This is a genomic window from Roseococcus sp. GW821-FHT12F05, assembly GCF_058806835.1.
Map to the genome: position 1 here is coordinate 341,884 of NZ_JBXAQB010000004.1, position 20,025 is coordinate 361,908.

A 20,025-nucleotide genomic window follows, 5' to 3' on the forward strand; every position below is an offset into this window, starting at 1 on the left:
CTCAGCCGATCCGCGCCTTCCAGTCGTCCAGCACCGCCGTGAGCGTCCGCTCCCAGGGCACGGCCGGCGCCCAGCCGAGCACGCGCCGCGCGGCCGAGGCGTCGCCCTGGGTGGACAGCACGTCGGTCGGGCGCAGGCGCGCCTCTTCGGCCTCGATCTCAGGGGCGACGCCGGCCAGCCGCAGCAGCTCCGCCAGGATGTCGCCGACTCGCCGGGGCTGGCCCGAGGCGAGGTTGAAGACCGTGCCCGGCTCCAGCCGATCCGCCGCCCGCAGTGCGGCGACGTAGCCGGCGCAGACATCGGCGACGTCGAGGAAGTCCCGCCAGCGATCCAGCGCCCCGACCCGCAGCACCGGATCCTGCCGGCCTGCCGCGATCAGCGCCGCCTGTCGGGCGAAGGCGGCGACCACGAAGGCTTCGGTTTGTCCGGCGCCGGTGTGGTTGAAGGGCCGCATGCGGACGGCGCGGAGGCCGCGCAGCGCCATCTCGCCGAGGGCCAGGTCGGCCGCGGCCTTGGAGGCGGCATAGGGGTTGGTCGGCTGCAGCAGCGCGTCCTCCGCCAGCGCCGTCCCGGCCCGGAAGGAGAGGCCGTAGACCTCGGCGGAGGAGGCGTGGACGAAGAGGGCGCCGCCGGCGCGCTCCCGCACCGCATCGGCCAGGGCCAGCGTGCCGAGCAGGTTCACCCGCCAGGTGCGCGACGGGTCGCGGAAGCTCTCGCCCACGGCGGCCAGGGCGGCGAGATGCACCACCGCGTCGGGAGCCGCCCGCTCGACCGCCGCCGCGCAGGAGGAGGGGTCCAGCAGGTCGAGCGGGAGGAGCTCGTCCCAGCCGTTCACCCTCTCCCCGCTCGATGTGGCCAGGAGCCGCGCCTCGGGGAAGGCGGCGCGGAGCGCGCCGCGCAGGTGCCGGCCGACGAAGCCGGAGGCGCCGGTGACGAGGATCCGGCGCATGCGGTCAGCGCGCCCGGGCGCGGTGGCGCTCCAGGTCGGCCTCCACCATCTCGGCGATCATCTCCTCGAGTGTCACGGTGGGCTCCCAGCCCAACGTCTCGCTGGCCCTGGTCGCGTCGCCGAGCAGGACGTCCACCTCGGCCGGCCGCAGGAAGCGCGGGTCCACCTTCACGAACTCCTCGTAGTCCAGCCCGACATGGGCGAAGGCGAAGCGGCACATGTCGCGAACGCTCGTCGCCCGCCCGGTCGCGACCACGTAGTCGCCGGGCGTCTCCTGCTGCAGCATGAGCCACATGGCGCGCACGTAGTCGCGCGCATGGCCCCAGTCGCGCGCGGCATCGAGATTGCCCATCGGCAGCTCGGTCGCGAGGCCCAGCTTGATGCGCGCGGCGCCGTCGGTGACCTTGCGGGTCACGAACTCGATGCCGCGCAGCGGGCTCTCATGGTTGAACAGGATGCCGCTGGAGGCGTGCAGGCCGAAGCTCTCGCGGTAGTTGATGGTCGTCCAATGGGCGTAGAGCTTGGCGACCGCATAGGGGCTGCGCGGATAGAAGGGCGTGGCCTCGTTCTGCCTGACAGCCTGGACCTTGCCGAACATCTCCGAGGAGGAGGCCTGATAGAAGCGCGCGGCCGGGGCGGCGATGCGCACCGCCTCCAGCATGTTGTGCGCGCCCATCCCCGTGACGTTGCCGGTCAGCAGCGGCTGGTTCCAGGAGGCCTTCACGAAGGACTGGGCGGCCAGGTTGTAGACCTCGTCCGGCCGCACCTCCTGCACCACGCGGATCAGGCTGGAGAGGTCGGTGACGTTGCCGTCCACCATCCGGACGCCGTCGGCGATGCCGAGCCAGCGCAGGCGCTCCCCCACCATCTCGGAGGAGGCGGAGCGCCGGAGCAGGCCGTGGACCTCATAGCCTTTGCCGAGCAGGAACTGCGACAGATACGCGCCGTCCTGGCCCGTGATGCCGGTGATGAGGGCCCTTCGCATTCGGTCTTCCCGTGGTCGTGAAGGCAGAAACTAGCCTGGGCATGAGCCCGTTGCGAAGGACCCGGCAGGAAAGGGCTTCAATCCCGCCAGGGATGCTGCCGCCACATCCTCGTATAGGTTTCGTTCATGCCCATCAGCACCGCGCGGTGCTGGTCCGGGTCGAGGAAGCGCAGCGGCAGCTGCTGCTGGTTGGCCAGCGCCACGAACTCCGGATGCTCCATCACCGACTTCACGACCGAGGCCAGCCGCTGCAGCACGGGCTGCGGCGTGCCGGCGGGGGCGGCGATGCCGCGCAGCGAGCCGTCCACCACGTCGAAGCCCTGCTCGCGGAAGGTCGGCACGTCCGAGGTGTTGACCCAGCGCGCCGTCGCCATCTGGCCGAGCGGGCGGATCTGCCCCTGGCGGAAGTCGCCCACGCCCTCGCCCATGTTCATGGCGCCGAGCTGGATCTGCCGTCCCAGCAGCGCGTTCTTCACCTGCGCCGCGCCGTTGAAGGGCACATGCAGGAACTGCGTGCCCGTGGCGCGCTCGAAGGCGAGGGTGGCGAGGTGGTCGTCCGAGCCGACACCGGTGGTGCCGTAGGCGATGGTCCCCGGCGCGGCGCGCGCGGCCGTCGCGAGATCCTGCAGGTTCTTCCAGGGGCTGTCCGGCAGCACCCAGAACCCGCCGGGATCGTCCACGACATTCGCGATGGGCGCGAAGTCGTCGAGCTTGTAGCGGGCCTGCCGCTCGATCGGGATGGTGACGATGTTGGGCGTGTTGATGAAGCCGATGGTCAGCCCGTCCGGCCGCGAGCGGGCCAGCTCGGACCAGCCGATCTCGCCGCCGGCGCCGGCCCGGTTCTGAATCACGATGGACTGGCCGAGCTCGCGCTCCATGAAGCGCCCGAGGGTGCGGGCCGCGACGTCCGTGCCGCCGCCGGCCGCGAAGGCGACGATCATGGTGATGGCGCGGTCGGGCTGCCAAGTTTGCGCCGAGACGCGCGTGGCGGCCAGCACAGCGGGAGCGGCCAGGACGAGGCGGCGGGTGGTCATGTCGTTTCCTCCGGATTTCGGAGGATGCTGCCTCAATCCTTGCCCGGCGCGAAGAGCTTGAGCAGCGGCGGCAGCACCAGCATCACGCAGGCCAGCGAATAGACGAGGCTCACTGAGAGCACCACGCCCATGCTGGCCGTGCCCGGATGCGGCGAGATGGCCAGCGCGCCGAAGGCCGCCGCATTGGTCACGGCCGAGTAGATCACGGCGCGGTTGAGCGGCGAGGCCAGCAGGTCGCGCCGCCCCTGCTGCCAGGCGGCGACGAAGTAGATGTCGTACGCCACCCCCATGCCGAAGAGCAGCGGCATGGCGATGATGTTGGCGAGGTTCAGGTCCGGCCCGAAGAGCGCGCAATGCGCCAGCGTCATCAGCCCGGCCAGCGCCAGCGGCGCGAGGGCCAGCAGCGACAGCTTCACCGAGCGCAGCATCAGCCACAGCAGCGCGAAGACGAAGACCACGCCGAGCGCGCCGGATTCGAGGAAGGCGGCCTGGATGGTGGCCGACGAGGCCTGGGTCGAGACGGCGAGGCCCGTCGCGTCCGGTGCCACGGCCTGCACGGCGCGGGCGAAGCGGCGCAGCAACAGGGTCTCGTCGCGCGTGGTGGGGGCGGGGGCGAGCTCCACGCGGGCGCGGCCGTCGGGGGTGAGCCAGTCGGCGACGAGGTCCGGCGGCAGGCTCTCCAGCGTCACGCGGTTGGCGGCCAGGATGGCGCGCACCTGGCCGATGAGGTGGGCGAGGCCGGGCAGGGTGGCGCGGGCGAAGGTGTCGCGGTTGGCGACGGGGCCGTCGGCCAGCGCGGTCAGCGCCGCCGCGAGGCGCGCGGTGTCGCGGTACACCGGCCCGTCGCCGCGCAGCGGCGCGAGCTCGCCGGCCGCCTTGCGCAGCGCGGCCACCACCGCCGCGTCGTCGGGCGGCGGCAGGGGCTCGGCGGCCAGCGCCGGGCCGAGCAGCATCGCCGCATCCTCGATGAGCGCGAGCTTGGCGTCCTGGTCCGCGGGGATGAAGTCGGCGAGCGTCATGGCCCTCGCCACCTCGGGCAGGGCGGCGAGCCGCCTCGCCAGGGCCTCCGCGGCCGGCAGGTCGGGCGCCAGCACCTCCAGGATGTTCGGGTCGGTGTCCGGGTCGCGCGCGAGGTCCCGCCAGGTGGCGACGGATTCCGAGTTGGGGTCGCGCAGGTTGATCGGGTTGGTGTCGAAGCGCAGCCAGTACAGCGAGGCGAGGCAGGCGAGGCTCAGCACGACCACGCCGAGGCCGACCGCCCTGGCGTGGCGCGACAGCCACTCGTCGAGCGGCCGGAGCATGGGATAGCCCACCTCGCGGGCCTCGCCGTCGGGGCGGGCCAGCACCATCAGCGCCGGCAGCAGGGTCATCGCGAGGAACCAGCCGATCACCATGCCCCCGCCGGCGATCAGGCCGAGCTCGGCCACGCCGCGATAGGCCGTGGGCAGGAAGGCCAGGAAGCTGAAGGTGACGGCGAGCGCGGCCAGCGTCATGCCGGGGCCGGCCGTGCGGGCGGCCATCTCCAGCGCCGGCCGCAGGGCGGGCAGATGGACGCGCTCGGCGCGGTACTGCACGGCATACTGGATGCCGAAATCGACGCCGATGCCGATGAAGAGCACGGCGAAGGCGATGGAGAGCGGGTTGAAGCTGCCGACGGCGAGGATGCCCCAGCCAGCCGTCCAGATCAGCCCCGCGACGACCAGCACCAGCAGCGGCCAGATCAGCTTCCAGCTGTGCAGCGCCATCCAGAGCAGGATCGCCACCAGCACGAAGGAGAGCACGGCGTTCTCCACCGCGCCCTCGGAGACCGTGGCGAACTCCTCGTCCGCCATCGGCACCGTGCCGGTGAGGTGGATGCGCAGCCCGTGCGCCGCGTCGATGCCCAGCCTCAGAGCCTCCGAGCGGATGACCTCCGTCGCGGCCGCGCCGGCGGAAAGCTGCTCGTAGTTCAGCGCCGGCTGCACCAGGATCAGCCGCCGCAGCTCCAGCGGGCGGGCGGGGCGGCCCGTCATCATCACGCCCCAGTCGGGGGCGGCGACGCGGCCCCCCCCTTCCATTGGGCTGGCGGCCTCGGCGGCATTGGCGAAGGCATTGAGCGGGGCCGCGATCTGGTCGGGCTTGGCCTCGCCGGTGCGGATGCCCTCGGCGATCAGGCCCAGGAGGCGCCCGAGGCCGCGCAGGCTCGGATCCTCGGCGAGCGGGCCGAGCAGGCCCTGCGCATCCACCAGCTTCTCCGTCACCGACTGCACCTCGGCGCGGTCGAGGTAGAGCAGCCCGTGGCTGGCCCAGAAGGGGCCGCCATTGGGCTGGCGCACGCTACGGAAGAGCTCGGGCTTGGCCTGCAGCGCCGTGGCCAGCGCGCCGGCCGCGCGGTCGGAGGTCGCGGCGTCGGGCCCGTCCAGCACGATGACGATGAGGTCGAGCCGCTGGGGGAAGGCGCGCTCGATGGTGCGCTCGGCCACGCGCCAGGGCAGGTCGGGCGAGAAGAGCTTCGTCACGTCGGAATCGAGGACGAAACGCGTAGCCGTCAGCCAGAGCGCACCGCCCGAGACCAGCGCCAGCATCGCCAGCACCGTCCAGGGCCGCCGGATCGAGACACGCACCAGCGCGACGACGATCCGGCCGAGGAAGGCAGCCGGATCAGCCGCCGCCATGGGTGAGGATCAGCAGCAGGCCGAAGGCGCCGAGGCAGAGGGCGTAGCCGGTCCCGGCGGCGTGCCGCTCCCAGTCGGAGGGCAGCCGCAGCGACTTCCAGCGTGCGATGATGGCGCCCAGCGCCAGCAGGAGCGGCGCCACCGCGCCGGGGGAGGGCGGCGCGGCCAACACGAGCATGACGCCGAGCAGCGCAAGGAGCGGTGGCGCCAGTTCCAGCCGGCCGCGCTCGCCGCCCAGCAGGCGCCAGGCCTCGCCGAGTCCTGCGATCAGCACCAGGACCGCAAGGGCATCGCGCAGGCCGCCATCGGGCTCGACCAGCAGCAGGAAGGCCAGGGGCAGGAGCAGGATCGGCCCGAAGCGCGTGAAGCGGCGCCAGCGCGGCCAGGGCACCAGCGCGAGCAGCGCCATCAGCAGGATCAGCGCGCCCATGGCGGCCTGTAGGCCCGGGCCGCGCAAGGCGAGCACCGGCCAGAGCGATGGCGGGCCGCCGGGGCCCGGCTGCGCCACCATCAGCGAGACGGTGGCGGCGGTCAGCGCGAGGCCCAGCAGCATCTCGATCTCGACCGTCACGCGCAGCCGCGGCAGCCAGCCCGAAGGCGCGCCCGCCCGCGAGCCCAGCGCCAGCAGCACGCTGCGCGCGGCCAGCGCCAGCAGCGCGAGCACGGCGAGCACAGCAGTCAGCGCCGCGACAGGGAAGGTCTCGGGGGTGCAGAAGATCGCCCGGTGCGGCCAGGCCACCGAGCCCGCGGCCAGCAGCAACGCGAGGCCCGGCAGGGCGAGCCCCAGGTGCCGCATGCCCACGAGCTGGTCGACGGAGGCCGGCCAGGGCGCCCGCAGCGCCATCCACAGGATCGGCAGCGCGCCGAGGCAGAGGCCCAGCCCGGCCTCGGCCAGCAGGCCCGCCGTCTCGCGCGGGCCGAACCAGGGCGCGGCGTGGCGGGCGAAGGCCAGGACCATCGCGGCGGCGGCCAGGAGCACCAGGGCCGTCGCGCGGATCGGCGAGGGGCCCGTGCGGGGCACAGCCGCGAAGATGATCAGTCCCGAGATCGCGGGCGCCAGTGTGAAGAGGGGCGGGATGGCGCCGACGACGAAACCGATCAGCCCCGCCTCGACCAGGGCGAAGGCGATCGTCACCAGGGCGAAGAGCCGGGTGGCGGACTGCGTGCGCGCCGTCAGCGCCAGCGACTGCTCGCCGGGCAGCCGGCGCGCGAGCGGCGTCGCCACGACGGCGAGGAAGGCCAGACAGCCGAACAGCGCCGCATGGGCGGCGAGGTCGAAGGCGGCCAGCAGCCCTGCGATCGCTTCGGGCATGGCGCGCGCCTCAGGCCGGCTTGCGGCGGAGCTGGCGGGCGCCGAGGTCCCAGAGCCTGAGGCCGCGCAGCGCGAGGCCGGCCATGGTCGGCAGCAGGGTGGGCTGCATCAGGTCGGGGTCGAAGATGGCCATGCGGCGGCTGTTCTCGCGGTAGCAGTCCTCGACGAACTTCGTGAAGCTGAACCCATCGAGAAACACGCCAGCCTGCGTGACGTTGAAGTCCTTGCCGTCATTCATCTCCTGGCCACGTCCGACCATGCCCTTCAGCCGCCGCACCGCGCGGCCGTAGAAGAGGGCCGACTTCATGGCGCGCAGCGGGGCGATGAGGCCGCGCTGCTTCTCGCGCCAGGCCATGTAGTTGATGAAGAAGACGATGTGGCGCGTCTCCTCGTCCATCAGCACGTCGAAGATCTCGAACATGGCTTCCGGCAGGAACTCGGACTCGCGGGCTGTCTTGAAGGCGCCGAAGCCGAGGAAGGCGTCGAGGCACTCGCCGAAGCCGAAATCGATGAAGGCCTTCTCCAGATCGTCGGGGAAGGTCTCCAGCGGCTGCTCGGTGGCGTTCAGCTGGTACTTGTCGATGAGCACGCGGATGAGCTTGGCGTGCCGCGTCTCCTCCACGCCCTGGATGCGCGCGGCCTCGCGGACGACGGGGTCCTCGATCTGCGGCAGGAAGGCCTGGACGATCGCGCCGGCCCGGCGCTCGGTGTGGTAGACCTCCTGCCAGAAGGGCACGGCGCGCAGGCGCTGGAGCTCCACCTCGTTGAGCTCCGGCCAGGGCAGCTCCTCGGGGTCGAAGGTGAGGTGCGTGTCGATGAATTGCTGGCAGAAGAGGTTCTTGTGCTCTTCCGACCCGGCGACCATGCGGCTCATGAACGGAATTCCTTGAGGGTCAGGCGGCCTTGGGGCGCGGCGTGCGCATGAATTTTCTCGCAAATCGCACGAGCGAGGGCATGGTGGTCGGGCGCAGCAGGCGGGTGTCGTAGCCGGAGAAGCGGCGGTCGTTCTCCTCCAGGCAGAGGTCCATGATCTGGGGCAGAGAGATCTCTTCCTCCACCAGCGCCTTGGAGCCGTTCACCGTGAAGTTGTTGTCCTGCTTCTGCTCGTTGCCGGCGCCGTCGACCGTCTTGGCCATGCCGATCCGCTCGTAGCCCAGGAAGACCCAGACCGCCCAGACGCGCATCTCGAACCAGGGGCGGCGCCACCAGGCCATGTTCTTGCGGTGCCAGGCCAGCCAGTTGGCGAAGAGCAGGATGTGCCGGCACTCCTCCTGGATCACCGGCTCGAAGGTCTCGACCAGCTCCTCCGGGAAGAGCTCGGAGCGGCGGGCCATCTCGAACAGACCGAAGGCGAAGAAGCTGTCCACGCACTCGGAAAAACCGGTGACGAGATAGGCCCATTCCGGGTCCTTCGGCTCGACATATTCCGGCTCGGGGGCCAGCGGGATGCCATAGGCCTCGACCAGCTTGGAGAGCACCTCCTTGTGCCGGTTCTCCTCCCAGCCGTTGCGCGCGATGGTGTCGCGCATCTCGGGGTCGGTCAGGGTCGCGGCATAGGCGGCCATGCGCAGCCGGGCCTTGCCCTCGGTCTGCACCGCGATGTCCCAGATCGGCAGCGAGGTGATGCGGTCCTGCGTCGCCTGCTCCAGCTTCGGCCAGGGGATGACCGAGGGTTTGTACGGGTTGAAGGTGTCCTCGAACATCCGGCAGATGGCGTGCTTGTGCGCCTCGGAGCCAATGACGATGCGGCCCGGCTCGGGGCTCTGCCAGTGGCGGGCCCGGTGATCGGCCGCGGCGATGGTGGCCGCGTCGACTTGGCTGGCTTGGGCGGTGCTCAAGGCGAGGACTCCGGGAAAGGCGGCGTCTGGTTATCCGCCCTCGCATATGGGGGCAAGCGTCTGCGGCGCCATGGCGGCCCGCGACGCCGTGACTCGGACATTCCTCGGCCCCGACATTGCCACGATGGAATAGCTGTATAAAAAATGTGATCCATATCGTAGAAGGAGGATAGTTCAAATTATGACATGGAATGGATTGGCCGCCGGCCGTCTTGTCCCAGCCGCTCTGGCGGTGCTTCTCGCGGTCACAATCGCCCAGCCTGCCGCCGCGCAGTATCGTCAGGAAGACGCCGGCCGCGTCGGCTCCGGGACCGTGGTGCGCATCTTTGAGAATAACCGCTTCAACCGCTGCGCCGCGAGCTTCTTCGACGGCAACCGGAACATGCTGCGGATCGCCTTCGAGGCGGGACGCAAATACACCCTGAGCATCCCGGGCGTGAACGCGGCGGTGTCCGTGCCGATCGATCTCACCGTGACGGCGCCCAGCGGTGGCAGCTTCGACATGGTGGGCACCACCCGGGGAGACCGGGCCTGGACCGAGCTATCCCCCCGTGTCGTCGAGGCCATGATGGGGTTCCGCGGCCCGCTGATGGTCTACCGGGGACAGACCCGTTTCCAATGGAATCTGGGCGCCTCGGTCCAGGATGTCCTGATGGCCATCGAAAACTGCACCAACCGCGCCAGCGGCTGGCGTTGAGGCGGGGCACATGCGCACGACGCTTCCCGTCCTCGGAGCTGCCATGCTGCTGTCCCTTCCTGCTGCGGCCGGCCGGCAGACTGCCTCGTCGTGATGGAGGGGCGGAGCTACATCGACGGAATCTGCGACTTCACCGCCGAGGCGGGGGGCGACTTCACGGTCACGCTGGGCCCGCGCTCGGCGAAGGTCATGGTCGACCCTGGCTCCCGGGCCGGCCGCGCCTTCTACGAGGACACCACGCCCGCCTCGCCGGAAGCCTGGGTGATCGGCGACGTCCGCCGCGACGGCGCCTGCTGGCGCAACCGGGTGGGCCGCGTCTGTGCCTGGGAGCCCGGCCAGAGGCCGGCCCGCCGCGGCTGATCCTCCTTCTCCTCACGCCCTCCCGATCCAGGAGGATCCGCAACCCGCGCCGCCGGATGGCGCCCAAGGAGTGACGCATCCATGATCCGCCTGCTTGCGCTGCCGCTGCTGGCCAGCGCCTTTTTCCTGCCGGCCATCGCGCAAGGCCAGCCCCAGGCGCCGGACGCCAAGCCCGCCGCCGCGGGGCCGCCCGCCGCCACGCCGACGGGCAACAGCGTCCTGCGGCAATGGGATCGAAGGGTCGGTGAGTGGATCGTCGCGCGCTACCAGGATGCCGGAAACGGCCGCCTCGTGCGCTGCGAGCTGGAGCGCACCTATTCCAACGGCAGCATGCTGCGCATCGAGGCTGCGCCGGGGCGTGCCCTCGCGGTCACCTTCATGACATCAGGCGCCTCGCTCGACCGGCTCGGCGCCAGCTTCGAGGTCCGCTACTGGGTGGATGACGAGAACGGGACACAGACGGCCAGGGCCACCGCCATTCCGCCGCGCTCCGCTCGCTTCATCGAGGAGGGCACGGACACCGGCTCGCTGGAGGCCCTGGGCTTCGGGCAGGGCCTCGCCATTATGGCCGGGGAGATGTCGCTTAGCTTCCCGCTGAACGGCTCCGCCGCGGCGATCCGCGTGGTGGGGGAGTGCCTGCGCTCCTGACCGCCTCGTCCTCCCCGGCCGACCGGGGAGGGCTTGCCGCGCAAGCCGCTGATCCAACATGCATCGGACCGGGGGCTCGTGGCATTCGCATTGCAGCATGCGGCGTGCTAAAGACCCCCTCTTCTTGAGATCCGGAGCGGATTCGGTATGGGTATTCCTCTCGCGCAGCAGGCGAAGGTCGCGGCCTATGTGGTCCGGCAGAAGCTCGCCGGGCGCAAGCGCTTCCCGCTGGTGCTGATGCTGGAGCCGCTGTTCAAGTGCAACCTGGCCTGTGCCGGTTGCGGCAAGATCGACTATCCTGACGCGATCCTGAACAAGCGCCTCTCCGTCGAGGACAGCCTGGCCGCCGCCGAGGAGTGCGGCGCGCCCGTGGTGGCGATCGCCGGCGGCGAGCCGCTGCTCCATAAGGAGATGCCGCAGATCGTCGAGGGCCTGCTGAAGCAGGGCCGCATCGTCATCCTCTGCACCAATGCGCTGCTGCTCGAGAAGCGCATGGAGGCCTACAAGCCGCATCCGCGCTTCATCTGGGACATCCACCTGGATGGCGACAAGGCGCAGCACGACTGGGCCGTGAGCCAAGAGGGCGTCTACGACCGCGCCGTGGCCGCGCTGAAGAAGGTGAAGGCGCTGGGCTTCCGCACCGCCATCAACTGCACGCTGTTCAACAACGCCCATGCCGAGCGCACGGCCAAGTTCTTCGACGACGTGACGGCGCTGGGCGTGGACAACATCATGCTCAGCCCCGGCTATTCCTACGAGCGCGCGCCGGACCAGAAGCATTTCCTCAACCGCCAGGCGACCAAGGACCTGTTCCGCGACGTGTTCTCGCGGAACAAAGGCAAGACGAAGTGGCGGATGGGCAATTCGCCGCTCTTCCTGGACTTCCTCGCCGGCAACCAGAAGTACCATTGCACGCCCTGGGGCAACCCGACGCGCAACATCTTCGGCTGGCAGCGCCCCTGCTACCTGCTCGGCGAGGGCTACGCGAAGACCTTCAAGGAGCTGATGGAGGACACGGACTGGGACAAGTACGGCGTCGGCAACTACGAGAAATGCGCCGACTGCATGGTCCATTCCGGCTTCGAGGCGACTGCGGCGATCGATGCCATCACCAAGCCCTGGAAGGCGGTCGCCGCCCAGTTGCGCGGTCCGCGCACGGAAGGCCCGATGGCCGAGGAGATCGACCTGACGAAGCAGCGCCCGGCCGAATACGTCTTCTCCGCCCATGTGCAGAAGGCCATGGGCGAGATGAAGCACGAGCCGAAGCGGGGCGCGAAGCACGGCGACACAGCGGCGCCCGCGACGGCAGCGGAGTAGGACCGGAAAGCCACAGCGCCTTCCGTTCCCCGGTGCCGGTTTCAACTGTCATCAAACCGAACCTATTGCAATCCTGAGACTTCTCACATGGTCCGCGCCATTACGGGCGCGGATTGAGCTTCGCGCCCCGTCATGCACGGGAGCTGCACCTTGGATTTTCGCCGGACTCTGCTGGCCTCGGCCGCCATTCTTCCCGCCAGCCTCGTCGCGCCTGCCATGGCGCAGACCTTCACCGTCACCACCGGCACCACCGACAATTCCGGCCACACGCTGAACGGCACGCAGACCGGCACGGTCGAGGCGGGCGGCACGCTCAGCGTCGGCAGCGGGCAGGCCATCAACTGGAACAACAGCTCGACGGCCGTGGTCATCGGCAATTCCGGCCTCATCGAGCAGACTGGCACCGGCCGCGCCATCGATTCGAGTGGCGGCGCTACCACGCCGCGCAATCTCACGCTGGACAACAATGCCGGCGCGACCATCCGCTCCACGGCCAACGACACGGTCCGCATCAACACGGATCTCACGGGCAGCACGGTCACCATCAACAATTCCGGCCTGATCCAGTCGGGCGGGACGGGCGTGATCGCGCTCGGCCAGGCGCTCGACCTGCGCGGCGTCGCCGCAGGCACGGGCAACAGCTTCACGGTGAACAACCGCGCCGGCGGCGTGATCGAGGCCATGACGGACGACGCGGTCCGCCTCGGCCAGAATATGGTGCTGAACAATGCCGGCACGATCCGCAGCTACGGCGCCAACACCTCGGGCGGCGACAACGGCACCTCCGACGGCATCGACATGGGCGGCCGCACGGGGACCACGATCAACAACCTCGCGGGCGGCCTGATCTCGGGCGCCCGGCACGGCATCACGGCCGACGACGACGTGATGGTGGTGAACCAGGCGGGCGGCGTGATCCTCGGCCGCAACGGCTCGGGCATCGGCTCGGACGGCAACGGCACGGTGACGAACTACGGCACCATCACCGGCGCCTATGCCGGCGTGGGCAACATCTTCGATTCCAACGGCAACGCGCAGGTCAACGGCGACGGCGACGGCGTGGACTTCGACCTGATCGGCACGGTCCGCAACTTCGGCACCATCCAGGGCACCGGCGCGGGCGGCGTGGATTCGGGCGGGCAGCCCAACGGCTCCGAGGGCATCGCCATGGGCGGCGGGCTGGTCGAGAACGCTGCGGGCGCGCTGATCTCGGGCGCCTCGCGCGGCATCCTGATTGACGACGGCGCGCTGGGCTCGCCCTACGGCGCCATCACCATCATCAATGCCGGCACCATCCGGGGCCTGGCGGGCGCGGCCATCCTGGTGACGGGCGACTTCGCCAATATCGTGACCAACTCCGGCACCATCTCGGGCGCGGGCAGCGAGGCGGCACTGGGCTTCCTCGGCAACGGCCCGAACACCGTGACCAACACGGGCACGATCACGACCAGCGGCGCCGGCCCGGCCGTGTCCTTCGGCAACGGCAACAACGTGCTGACGACCTCGGGCACCATCTCGACCGGCGGCGCGACGGCGATCCTCTTCGGCAACGGCAGCAACCAGCTCACCATCCAGGGCGGCAGCATCTCGGGCAACGTGACCGCGGGGACGGGGAGCAACACGCTCACCTTCGCGCTGGGCTCGACGGGCCGCTTCGTGGTGGCCGGCGCCTATACCGGCTTCGGCACGGCGACCATCCAGTCCGGCACGGTGCAGGTGGGCAATGGCGGGACCAGCGGCGCCATCGTCTCGGCGAGCATCGTCAACAACGGCGTGCTGGCCTTCAGCCGCTCTGACGCCGCGCTGGAGGTGGGCGCCGCCATCTCCGGCAGCGGCGCGCTGCAGCAGATCGGCACGGGCAGCACCACGCTGACTTCGGCCAATACCTACACGGGCGGCACGGCGGTGAATGCCGGCGCGCTGCGCCTCTCGGGCGCCGGCTCGATCGGCACGGGCGGGCTGAGCGTGGCGCAGGGCGGCACCTTCGACGCCTCGGGGATGAATGCCGCGGGCCTTTCGCTGCCCACGCTGAACGGTGCGGGCAGCGTCGCGCTCGGCGCCAAGGGGCTGACGGTCACCTCGGGCGGCAGCTTCTCCGGCGCGATCTCGGGCGCGGGCGGCTCCTTCGCCGTGACCGGCGGCACCATGACGCTCGGCGGCACCAGTAGCTACACGGGCACGACCCAGGTGAGCGGCGGCTCGCTGATCGTGAACGGCTCCATCGCCGCCTCCTCCGGCCTGACGGTCGGCGCGGGCGGCCTGGTCGGCGGCACGGGCACGCTGCCCTCCACCGTGATCGGCAGCGGCGGCACGCTCTCGCCGGGCAATTCGCCGGGCACCATCAACGTGGCCGGCAACCTGACGCTGCAGAGCGGCTCGACCACGGTGATGGAGGTCCAGGGCACGACCTCCGACCGTATCGTCGTCAGCGGCACGGCGGCGCTGGGCGGCACCCTGCGGCTGGTCGCCGTGGGCAACGGCTTCGGCTTCAACCAGACCTACAGCTTCCTGCAGGCCGGCAACGTCACCGGCAGCTTCGCCGCCATCAACACCCAGGGCGCGTTCGGTGCGGGCGTGAACAGCTTCTTTGCCCAGACCGGGAACGGGCTGGCGCTGACGCTGCAGCCCAACGCGCTCGCACCGATCGCCGACCGCGTCGGCGCGGGTGGAAACCAGCTCGCGATGGCCGCCGCCTTCGACCGAGCCGTCTCCGGTTCCAATGCCGACGTCTCCGCCTTCTTCCCGCTCTACAACCTGCCGGTCGGCTCGCTGCCGCAGGGGCTGAGCCAGCTTTCCGGCGAGCTCCACGTGGCGGGGATGCGCTCGCAGGTCGAGACCAGCGGCCAGGTCCTGGCCACGATGCTGGACCCGTGGCGTCTTGAAGGGGGGCGCCTCGGCCAGGGCGATGGCGCCAACGGCATTCCGACGGGCAAGTACTCGGTCTGGGCGGCCGGCTTCGGTGGCGGCTCGCGCTGGGGCGGCGAGGCCAATGTCGGGAGTCATTCGGCAACGACCGGCGGCGGCGGCGTTGCTGTCGGCGCCGACATGCGCCTGAACGCGGACTGGCTGGCCGGCTTCGCGCTGGCCGGCGCCGGCACGCAGGTCAGCCTGGGCGGCGGCCTCGGCCGGGCCGAGACGGCGCAGATCCAGGGCGGTGTCTATGCCTCGGGCGGCTACGGGGCGCTGCGCCTCGCGGGCGCCGTGACCTATGGCGGCAACGACGTGACGACGCGCCGCTCGGCCGGCTTCATGGGCCTGGGCACCATCAACGGCCGCTACACGACCTCCGGCGCCTCGACGCGCCTCGAGGCGGGCTACCGGGTGACGGGCCTGGTGCCGGGCGTGACGCTGACGCCTGGCATCGCCTTCCAGGGCAGCTGGTTCGACAGCCCGGACTTCACCGAGACCACGATCGTGGGCCTGGCGCCGGCGGCGCTGGCGGTGCAGGGCCGCAACTCCGGCAACTCGCGGATCGAGCTGGGCGTGCGGGCCGATGCGGTGGTGAACGCGCGGATCTCGGCCTTCGGGCGGCTGGGCTGGGGTGCCTACCTCCAGCGCGACGCGCGGATGAGCGCCAGCTTCGTGGGCCTGCCGGGCTCGGGCTTCACGGTCAACGGGGCGCGGCCGGACGAGCATGTGGCGCTGGTCTCGGCCGGCGTGGACTGGCGGATCAGCCCGCAGGCGACGCTGACGGCGCGGGTGGACGGCGAGTTCTCCGGCAGCGGCTATGCGGCGAACGGGACGGCGCGGATGCGCTTCGCCTTCTGAGGTCGGAAGGGTCCAGGGACCTGAGTCCCTGGCGGGGAGAGCGCGAGAAGGGGCGGAGCCCCTCTCGCAACCCTCCGGATTGGCTCCCGTCCCCAGACATGACAGTGACGGCGGACGATCCTTCCTCCGGAGCCATCCCATCTTGCAGGACCCCTGGCAGCATTTCGACGCCGAGCCCGATCCCGGGCCGCCCTTTGGCGAGCGCTACCCCGTCCGCATGCCCGACGGGTCCTGGCTGCACATGCCGATCCGCCCGATCGGCGTCGCCGGGCTGATCGCCACCCAGGCCAGCTTCCCCGTGATCCACGCCCTCGTCGGCTGGATGGCCGACGCGGCACGGGCGCTGGAACCCGAGATCGTCCTTGGCCTTCCCACCCTCGGCCATGTCTTCGCGCCACTGCTGGCCGAGCGGCTGGGCCATCCCAACTGGGTCGCGGCCGGCTATTCGCAGAAGCTCTGGTACGACGCTGCGCTGAGCGTGCCGATGCGCTCCATCACCACCACCGCCGAGCGCCGGGTCTGGCTGGACCCGCGCATGTTGCCGCGGCTGGAAGGGAAGCGCGTGCTGCTGGTGGACGACGTGGTCTCGACGGGCAGCTCCGCGCTGGCCGGGCTCGGCCTGCTCGCGGCGGCGGGGCTGCGGCCGGTCGGGCTCTGCGTGGCGATGATCCAGACGCGGCGCTGGGTGCCGGAATGGCCGTCCGACATTCCCGCGGTGAGCGTCTGCGAGACGCCGCGCTTCGAGCAAGGAGAGGGGGGCTGGTTCCCGGTCTGAGGTTGCGTCCGGCGGGTGCTTGGCGCGATGCTCCCGCCAGACATCCCGCGGAGATCCTCCATGCGCCCGAACAACCTCCACGAAGCCGACATCGCGCACTTCATCCACCAGCAGACCGACCTCGCCGAGCACGGCGAGCAGGGCGCCATCCTTATGGCCAAGGGTGAGGGCGTGCGGGTCTGGGACACGGAGGGGCGCGAGTACATCGAGGCCATGGCCGGCCTCTGGTGCACCTCGCTCGGCTTCTCCGAGAAGCGGCTGGCGGATGCCGCCTACAAGCAGCTGCTGCAGCTGCCCTACTACCACACCTTCTTCGCCAAGGGGCATGAGCCCGGCGTGATCCTGGCCGAGAAGCTGGTCGACCTCGCGCCGGAGGGGCTGACGCATGTCGCCTTCCAGTGCTCGGGCTCCGAGGCGAACGACGCCGCCATCAAGATGATCTGGTACTACAACAACCTGATCGGCCGTCCCAACAAGAAGAAGCTCATCGCCCGCGTGCGCGGCTACCACGGCAACACCATCGCGACGGCGTCGCTCTCGGGCCAGCCGCACATGCAGGCGGATTTCGACCTGCCGCTGGGCGACCGTTTCCTGAAGGTCAGCAACCCCAACTACTACCGCTTCGGCGAGCCCGGCGAGACGGAGGAGCAGTTCTCCGCCCGCATGGCCGCCGAGCTGGAGGCCCTGATCGAGAAGGAGGGCGCCGACACCATCGCCGCCTTCTTCGCGGAGCCGGTGCAGGGCGGCGGCGGCGCGCTCACGCCGCCCCGGGGCTATTTCGATCTGATCCAGCCCATCCTGAAGAAGCACGACATCCTCCTGGTCGCCGACGAGGTGATCTGCGGCTTCGGGCGCACCGGCGAGATGTGGGGCAGCACCACCTACGGCATGAAGCCGGATCTGCTGGTCTGCGCGAAGCAGCTGACGGCCGCCTACCAGCCGCTCTCGGCGACGCTGATCTCCAAGCCGATCCACGAGGCGCTGCTGGCCGGCTCGAAGAAGAACGGCAGCTTCGGCCATGGCTACACCTATGGCGGCCATCCCGTGGCCTGCGCGGTCGGCATCGAGACGCTGAACATCTATGCCGAGCGCGACATGATCGGGCATGTGAAGAAGGTCTCGCCGGTGTTCCTGGCCGGGCTGGAAAAGTTCCGCGACCACCCGCTGGTCGGCGACGTCAGAGGCGTGGGGCTGATCGCCGGCGTGGAGCTGGTCGCCGACAAGGCCACGAAGGAGCCCTTCGCGCCGGCGCAGAAGGTCGGCGTCCTCGTGCAGGAGAAGTGCCGCGAGGCCGGCCTCGTGGTCCGCGCCATCGGCGACCGCATCGCCTTCACCCCGCCGCTCATCATCACCGAGGCCGAGATCGGCGAGATGTGCGCGCGCTTCGGCCAGGGCCTCGACGCCGCCTGGGCCGAGATGGGAGCCGTCTCCAAGGCCGCCTGACCGGCGGCCGGAAGGGCCCCTCTCTGGAGCCCCCTTGGGGCCTTTTCCGGCCGGCGCGGGGACCCCATCTCCTGGCCCAACAAAGGAGAAGAAACCGAGATGGAACACGCAACCCTGGGCGGCGGGTGCTTCTGGTGCCTCGACGCGGCCTTTCGTGACGTCGCCGGCGTTTCCGACGTCGTCTCCGGCTATGCCGGCGGACACCTGCCCAACCCCACCTACGAGCAGGTCTGCGGCAAGCAGACGGGCCATGCCGAGGTGGTCCGCATCGCCTTCGACCCTGATGTCGTCAGCTATACCGACCTGCTGCGCATGTTCTTCACCCTGCACGACCCCACCACCAAGGACCGCCAGGGCGCCGATGTCGGCCCGCAATACCGCTCGATCATCCTCACGGAGACGCCGGAGCAGATGGAGACGGCCCGCCAGGTCATCGCCGAGGTCGAAGGCCTGAACATCTGGAACGGCCGCTTCGTCACCGAGCTCGCGCCCGCGGGCGCCTTCTACACCGCCGAGCCGGAGCACCAGGACTACTTCAACCGCAACCCCTGGTCCGGCTATTGCCGTGCCGTCATCGCGCCGAAGGTGAGCAAGTTCCGCAAGAGCTTCGCCTCGCGCCTCAGCCGCGTGGGGGCCTGAGCCATGGACGAGGAGTTCCCCGTCCGGCGCAGCGACGCCGAGTGGCAGGCCGAGCTCGACCCGGTCGCCTATCGCGTGCTGCGCCATCAGGCCACCGAGCGCCCGGGCACCTCGCCGCTGAACTGGGAGAAGCGGGAAGGGGTCTTCCTCTGTAAGGGCTGCGGCACGCCGCTCTTCGAGAGCGACGCGAAGTTCGACAGCGGCTGCGGCTGGCCCTCCTTCACCGCGCCCGTCGAGGGCGCGATCGGCGAGAGCCTGGACGACAGCCACGGCATGCGGCGCGTCGAGGTGCATTGCGCCGTCTGCGGCGGCCACCAGGGCCACGTCTTCCCGGACGGGCCGGGACCGGCCGGGCTGCGCTACTGCATCAACGGCGCCGCGCTCGACTTCGAGCCCAAGGAATAGCCCCCTACTGGAGCGCCATTCCCGAGCTGCGCACCACCTGCTGCCAGCGGTCCACGTCCGCGACGATCTGCCGCTGCATCGCCTCCGGCCCGCGCTGCGCCGGCGGCGGCATCGTGGTCGCCAGATCGGCGAAGCGGGAGGCGACGGTGGGGCTGGCCAGCGCCGCCTCGATCGAGCGCAGGAGGCGCTGCGTCACTGCAGGCGGCATGCCCTTCGGCCCGGCGATGGCGTTCCAGATCACCATGTCGAAGCCGGGCACGCCGGCCTCCGCGAAGGTCGGCACGTCCGGCAGCTGGGCGGCGCGGGCGCTGCCGGTGACGGCGAGCGCCACCGCCGTATGGCCCAGATGCGCCGGGATCATCGTCACGGTCTGGTCGATCACCACATCGACCGTGCCGGCCGCCAGGTCGCTCATCGCCGGCCCGGCGCCGCGATAGGGCACGAGCATGCCCTTCGCGCCGATGAGCGTGAACAGAAAGGCCGGGGCGAGATGGCCGGTGGTGCCGGCGCCCCCGGTGCCGAAGGTGACGCCCTCGCCGCGCTCGCGGATCCGCGACACCAGGCTGGCGAGGTCGCGCAGGCCGGAGCGCGGGCTGGCCGCGAGCACCATGGGCACGTTGGCGACGATGCTGATCGGCGTCAGGTCCGTCCGGGGATCGAAGCCCAGGTCCCGCGTGGTCGCGACATTGGCCGCCATGGAGCCGACATTGCCGAAGCCGATCACATAGCCTTCCGGATCGGAGCGGACGAGGCGCTGCATGCCGACCAGGCTGCCGGCGCCGGTGACGTTCTCGATCACCACGGTGCGGCCGAGGTCCGGGCTCATCGCCTGGGCCATCAGCCGCCCCAGCGCATCGAGTGTGCCGCCCGGCGCGGAGGGCACGATCATGGTGACGGTTCGCGTGGGGTAGTCCTGCGCCGTCGCGGCGCCGCCGCAGAACGCCAGGAGACAGCCGAGCCAGAGCCTTGCCCGCATGAGATGATTTCCTTCCCTTGGATCGTCGGGCCGCGTGGGCTGCCCGTTCGGTATCAGGCAACCACGACGCCTGGCCGCCGGCAATAATTTTGTAGAACAATCCGACGAAGCTTGCCGCGCCCGGCGCCGGGCCATAGGCTTCCCCCAGGGGAGCGGCTGGTCGGCGCGGCGAAGGCCGCGCGGATCGGAAACATCGGAAGGCACCATGCAGGACCGATCGAGCGG

The 20,025-nt window shown here is 70.6% G+C and carries 17 protein-coding genes; 9 read left to right on the top strand and 8 right to left on the bottom strand.

The window, feature by feature from the left end; translation table 11 throughout:
• Position 1 precedes the first annotated feature (1 nt).
• From AC1ROY_RS13540 to AC1ROY_RS13570, 7 genes are all read right to left on the bottom strand, one after another.
• A complete protein-coding gene (locus AC1ROY_RS13540; RefSeq protein WP_493149352.1) occupies positions 2–949 on the bottom strand; it encodes a GDP-mannose 4,6-dehydratase in 948 nt (315 codons plus the stop codon).
• Positions 950–953: 4 nt separating this feature from the next.
• A complete protein-coding gene (gene gmd / locus AC1ROY_RS13545; RefSeq protein WP_493149353.1) occupies positions 954–1,934 on the bottom strand; it encodes a GDP-mannose 4,6-dehydratase in 981 nt (326 codons plus the stop codon).
• A gap of 77 nt (positions 1,935–2,011) precedes the next feature.
• Complete coding sequence (locus AC1ROY_RS13550; protein WP_493149354.1) at positions 2,012–2,968, bottom strand: tripartite tricarboxylate transporter substrate binding protein; 957 nt, start codon at positions 2,966–2,968, stop codon at positions 2,012–2,014.
• A 32-nt stretch (positions 2,969–3,000) separates the two neighbouring features.
• On the bottom strand, positions 3,001–5,622 hold the full coding sequence (locus tag AC1ROY_RS13555; protein WP_493149355.1) for an MMPL family transporter: 2,622 nt from the start codon (positions 5,620–5,622) through the stop codon (positions 3,001–3,003).
• Positions 5,609–6,934, bottom strand: coding sequence for a hypothetical protein (locus AC1ROY_RS13560; RefSeq protein ID WP_493149356.1), 1,326 nt, complete (start codon positions 6,932–6,934; stop codon positions 5,609–5,611). Before AC1ROY_RS13560 ends, AC1ROY_RS13555 begins: the two co-directional genes overlap by 14 nt.
• Before the next feature lie 10 nt (positions 6,935–6,944).
• Positions 6,945–7,808, bottom strand: a complete 864-nt coding sequence (locus AC1ROY_RS13565) for a hypothetical protein (protein ID WP_493149357.1) — start codon at positions 7,806–7,808, stop codon at positions 6,945–6,947.
• A 19-nt stretch (positions 7,809–7,827) separates the two neighbouring features.
• Entirely contained in the window at positions 7,828–8,772 is a 945-nt protein-coding gene (locus tag AC1ROY_RS13570) for a ferritin-like domain-containing protein (protein WP_493149358.1), read from the bottom strand.
• Between the two features lie 196 nt (positions 8,773–8,968).
• Here AC1ROY_RS13570 and AC1ROY_RS13575 point away from each other — a divergent pair, with 196 nt between their 5' ends.
• The 9 genes from AC1ROY_RS13575 (at position 8,969) to msrB (ending at position 18,824) form a co-directional block, all read left to right on the top strand.
• Positions 8,969–9,469, top strand: a complete 501-nt coding sequence (locus AC1ROY_RS13575) for a hypothetical protein (RefSeq protein ID WP_493149359.1) — start codon at positions 8,969–8,971, stop codon at positions 9,467–9,469.
• 90 nt (positions 9,470–9,559) lie between these two features.
• Complete coding sequence (locus AC1ROY_RS13580; protein ID WP_493149360.1) at positions 9,560–9,829, top strand: hypothetical protein; 270 nt, start codon at positions 9,560–9,562, stop codon at positions 9,827–9,829.
• A gap of 81 nt (positions 9,830–9,910) precedes the next feature.
• Positions 9,911–10,477 (top strand): hypothetical protein, encoded by a 567-nt coding sequence (locus AC1ROY_RS13585; RefSeq protein ID WP_493149361.1) that lies wholly within the window; start codon positions 9,911–9,913, stop codon positions 10,475–10,477.
• A 147-nt stretch (positions 10,478–10,624) separates the two neighbouring features.
• Positions 10,625–11,794: an adenosyl-hopene transferase HpnH gene (gene hpnH, locus AC1ROY_RS13590; protein WP_493149362.1), complete on the top strand. Its 1,170-nt coding sequence runs from the start codon at positions 10,625–10,627 to the stop codon at positions 11,792–11,794.
• A 150-nt stretch (positions 11,795–11,944) separates the two neighbouring features.
• Entirely contained in the window at positions 11,945–15,562 is a 3,618-nt protein-coding gene (locus AC1ROY_RS13595; protein ID WP_493149363.1) for an autotransporter outer membrane beta-barrel domain-containing protein, read from the top strand.
• A 142-nt stretch (positions 15,563–15,704) separates the two neighbouring features.
• Positions 15,705–16,337, top strand: coding sequence for a phosphoribosyltransferase (locus AC1ROY_RS13600; protein ID WP_493149364.1), 633 nt, complete (start codon positions 15,705–15,707; stop codon positions 16,335–16,337).
• 60 nt (positions 16,338–16,397) lie between these two features.
• On the top strand, positions 16,398–17,780 hold the full coding sequence (locus AC1ROY_RS13605) for an aminotransferase (protein WP_493149365.1): 1,383 nt from the start codon (positions 16,398–16,400) through the stop codon (positions 17,778–17,780).
• A 99-nt stretch (positions 17,781–17,879) separates the two neighbouring features.
• Positions 17,880–18,419, top strand: coding sequence for a peptide-methionine (S)-S-oxide reductase MsrA (gene msrA / locus AC1ROY_RS13610; protein WP_493149366.1), 540 nt, complete (start codon positions 17,880–17,882; stop codon positions 18,417–18,419).
• 3 nt (positions 18,420–18,422) lie between these two features.
• A complete protein-coding gene (gene msrB / locus AC1ROY_RS13615) occupies positions 18,423–18,824 on the top strand; it encodes a peptide-methionine (R)-S-oxide reductase MsrB (RefSeq protein WP_493149367.1) in 402 nt (133 codons plus the stop codon).
• A gap of 4 nt (positions 18,825–18,828) precedes the next feature.
• Here msrB and AC1ROY_RS13620 read toward each other — a convergent pair whose 3' ends face one another.
• Positions 18,829–19,800 carry a Bug family tripartite tricarboxylate transporter substrate binding protein gene (locus AC1ROY_RS13620; RefSeq protein WP_493149368.1) on the bottom strand — a complete coding sequence of 324 codons (972 nt, stop codon included), beginning with the start codon at positions 19,798–19,800 and terminating at the stop codon, positions 18,829–18,831.
• Positions 19,801–20,025: the final 225 nt, after the last annotated feature.

Bases quoted from the DNA above. Each gene is read 5' to 3' on its own strand.
- AC1ROY_RS13540 (WP_493149352.1), bottom strand. From the start codon at position 949: ATGCGCCGGATCCTCGTCACCGGCGCCTCCGGCTTCGTCGGCCGGCAC.
- gmd (WP_493149353.1), bottom strand. From the start codon at position 1,934: ATGCGAAGGGCCCTCATCACCGGCATCACGGGCCAGGACGGCGCGTAT.
- AC1ROY_RS13550 (WP_493149354.1), bottom strand. From the start codon at position 2,968: ATGACCACCCGCCGCCTCGTCCTGGCCGCTCCCGCTGTGCTGGCCGCC.
- AC1ROY_RS13555 (WP_493149355.1), bottom strand. From the start codon at position 5,622: ATGGCGGCGGCTGATCCGGCTGCCTTCCTCGGCCGGATCGTCGTCGCG.
- AC1ROY_RS13560 (WP_493149356.1), bottom strand. From the start codon at position 6,934: ATGCCCGAAGCGATCGCAGGGCTGCTGGCCGCCTTCGACCTCGCCGCC.
- AC1ROY_RS13565 (WP_493149357.1), bottom strand. From the start codon at position 7,808: ATGAGCCGCATGGTCGCCGGGTCGGAAGAGCACAAGAACCTCTTCTGC.
- AC1ROY_RS13585 (WP_493149361.1), top strand. From the start codon at position 9,911: ATGATCCGCCTGCTTGCGCTGCCGCTGCTGGCCAGCGCCTTTTTCCTG.
- hpnH (WP_493149362.1), top strand. From the start codon at position 10,625: ATGGGTATTCCTCTCGCGCAGCAGGCGAAGGTCGCGGCCTATGTGGTC.
- AC1ROY_RS13605 (WP_493149365.1), top strand. From the start codon at position 16,398: ATGCGCCCGAACAACCTCCACGAAGCCGACATCGCGCACTTCATCCAC.
- msrA (WP_493149366.1), top strand. From the start codon at position 17,880: ATGGAACACGCAACCCTGGGCGGCGGGTGCTTCTGGTGCCTCGACGCG.
- msrB (WP_493149367.1), top strand. From the start codon at position 18,423: ATGGACGAGGAGTTCCCCGTCCGGCGCAGCGACGCCGAGTGGCAGGCC.
- AC1ROY_RS13620 (WP_493149368.1), bottom strand. From the start codon at position 19,800: ATGCGGGCAAGGCTCTGGCTCGGCTGTCTCCTGGCGTTCTGCGGCGGC.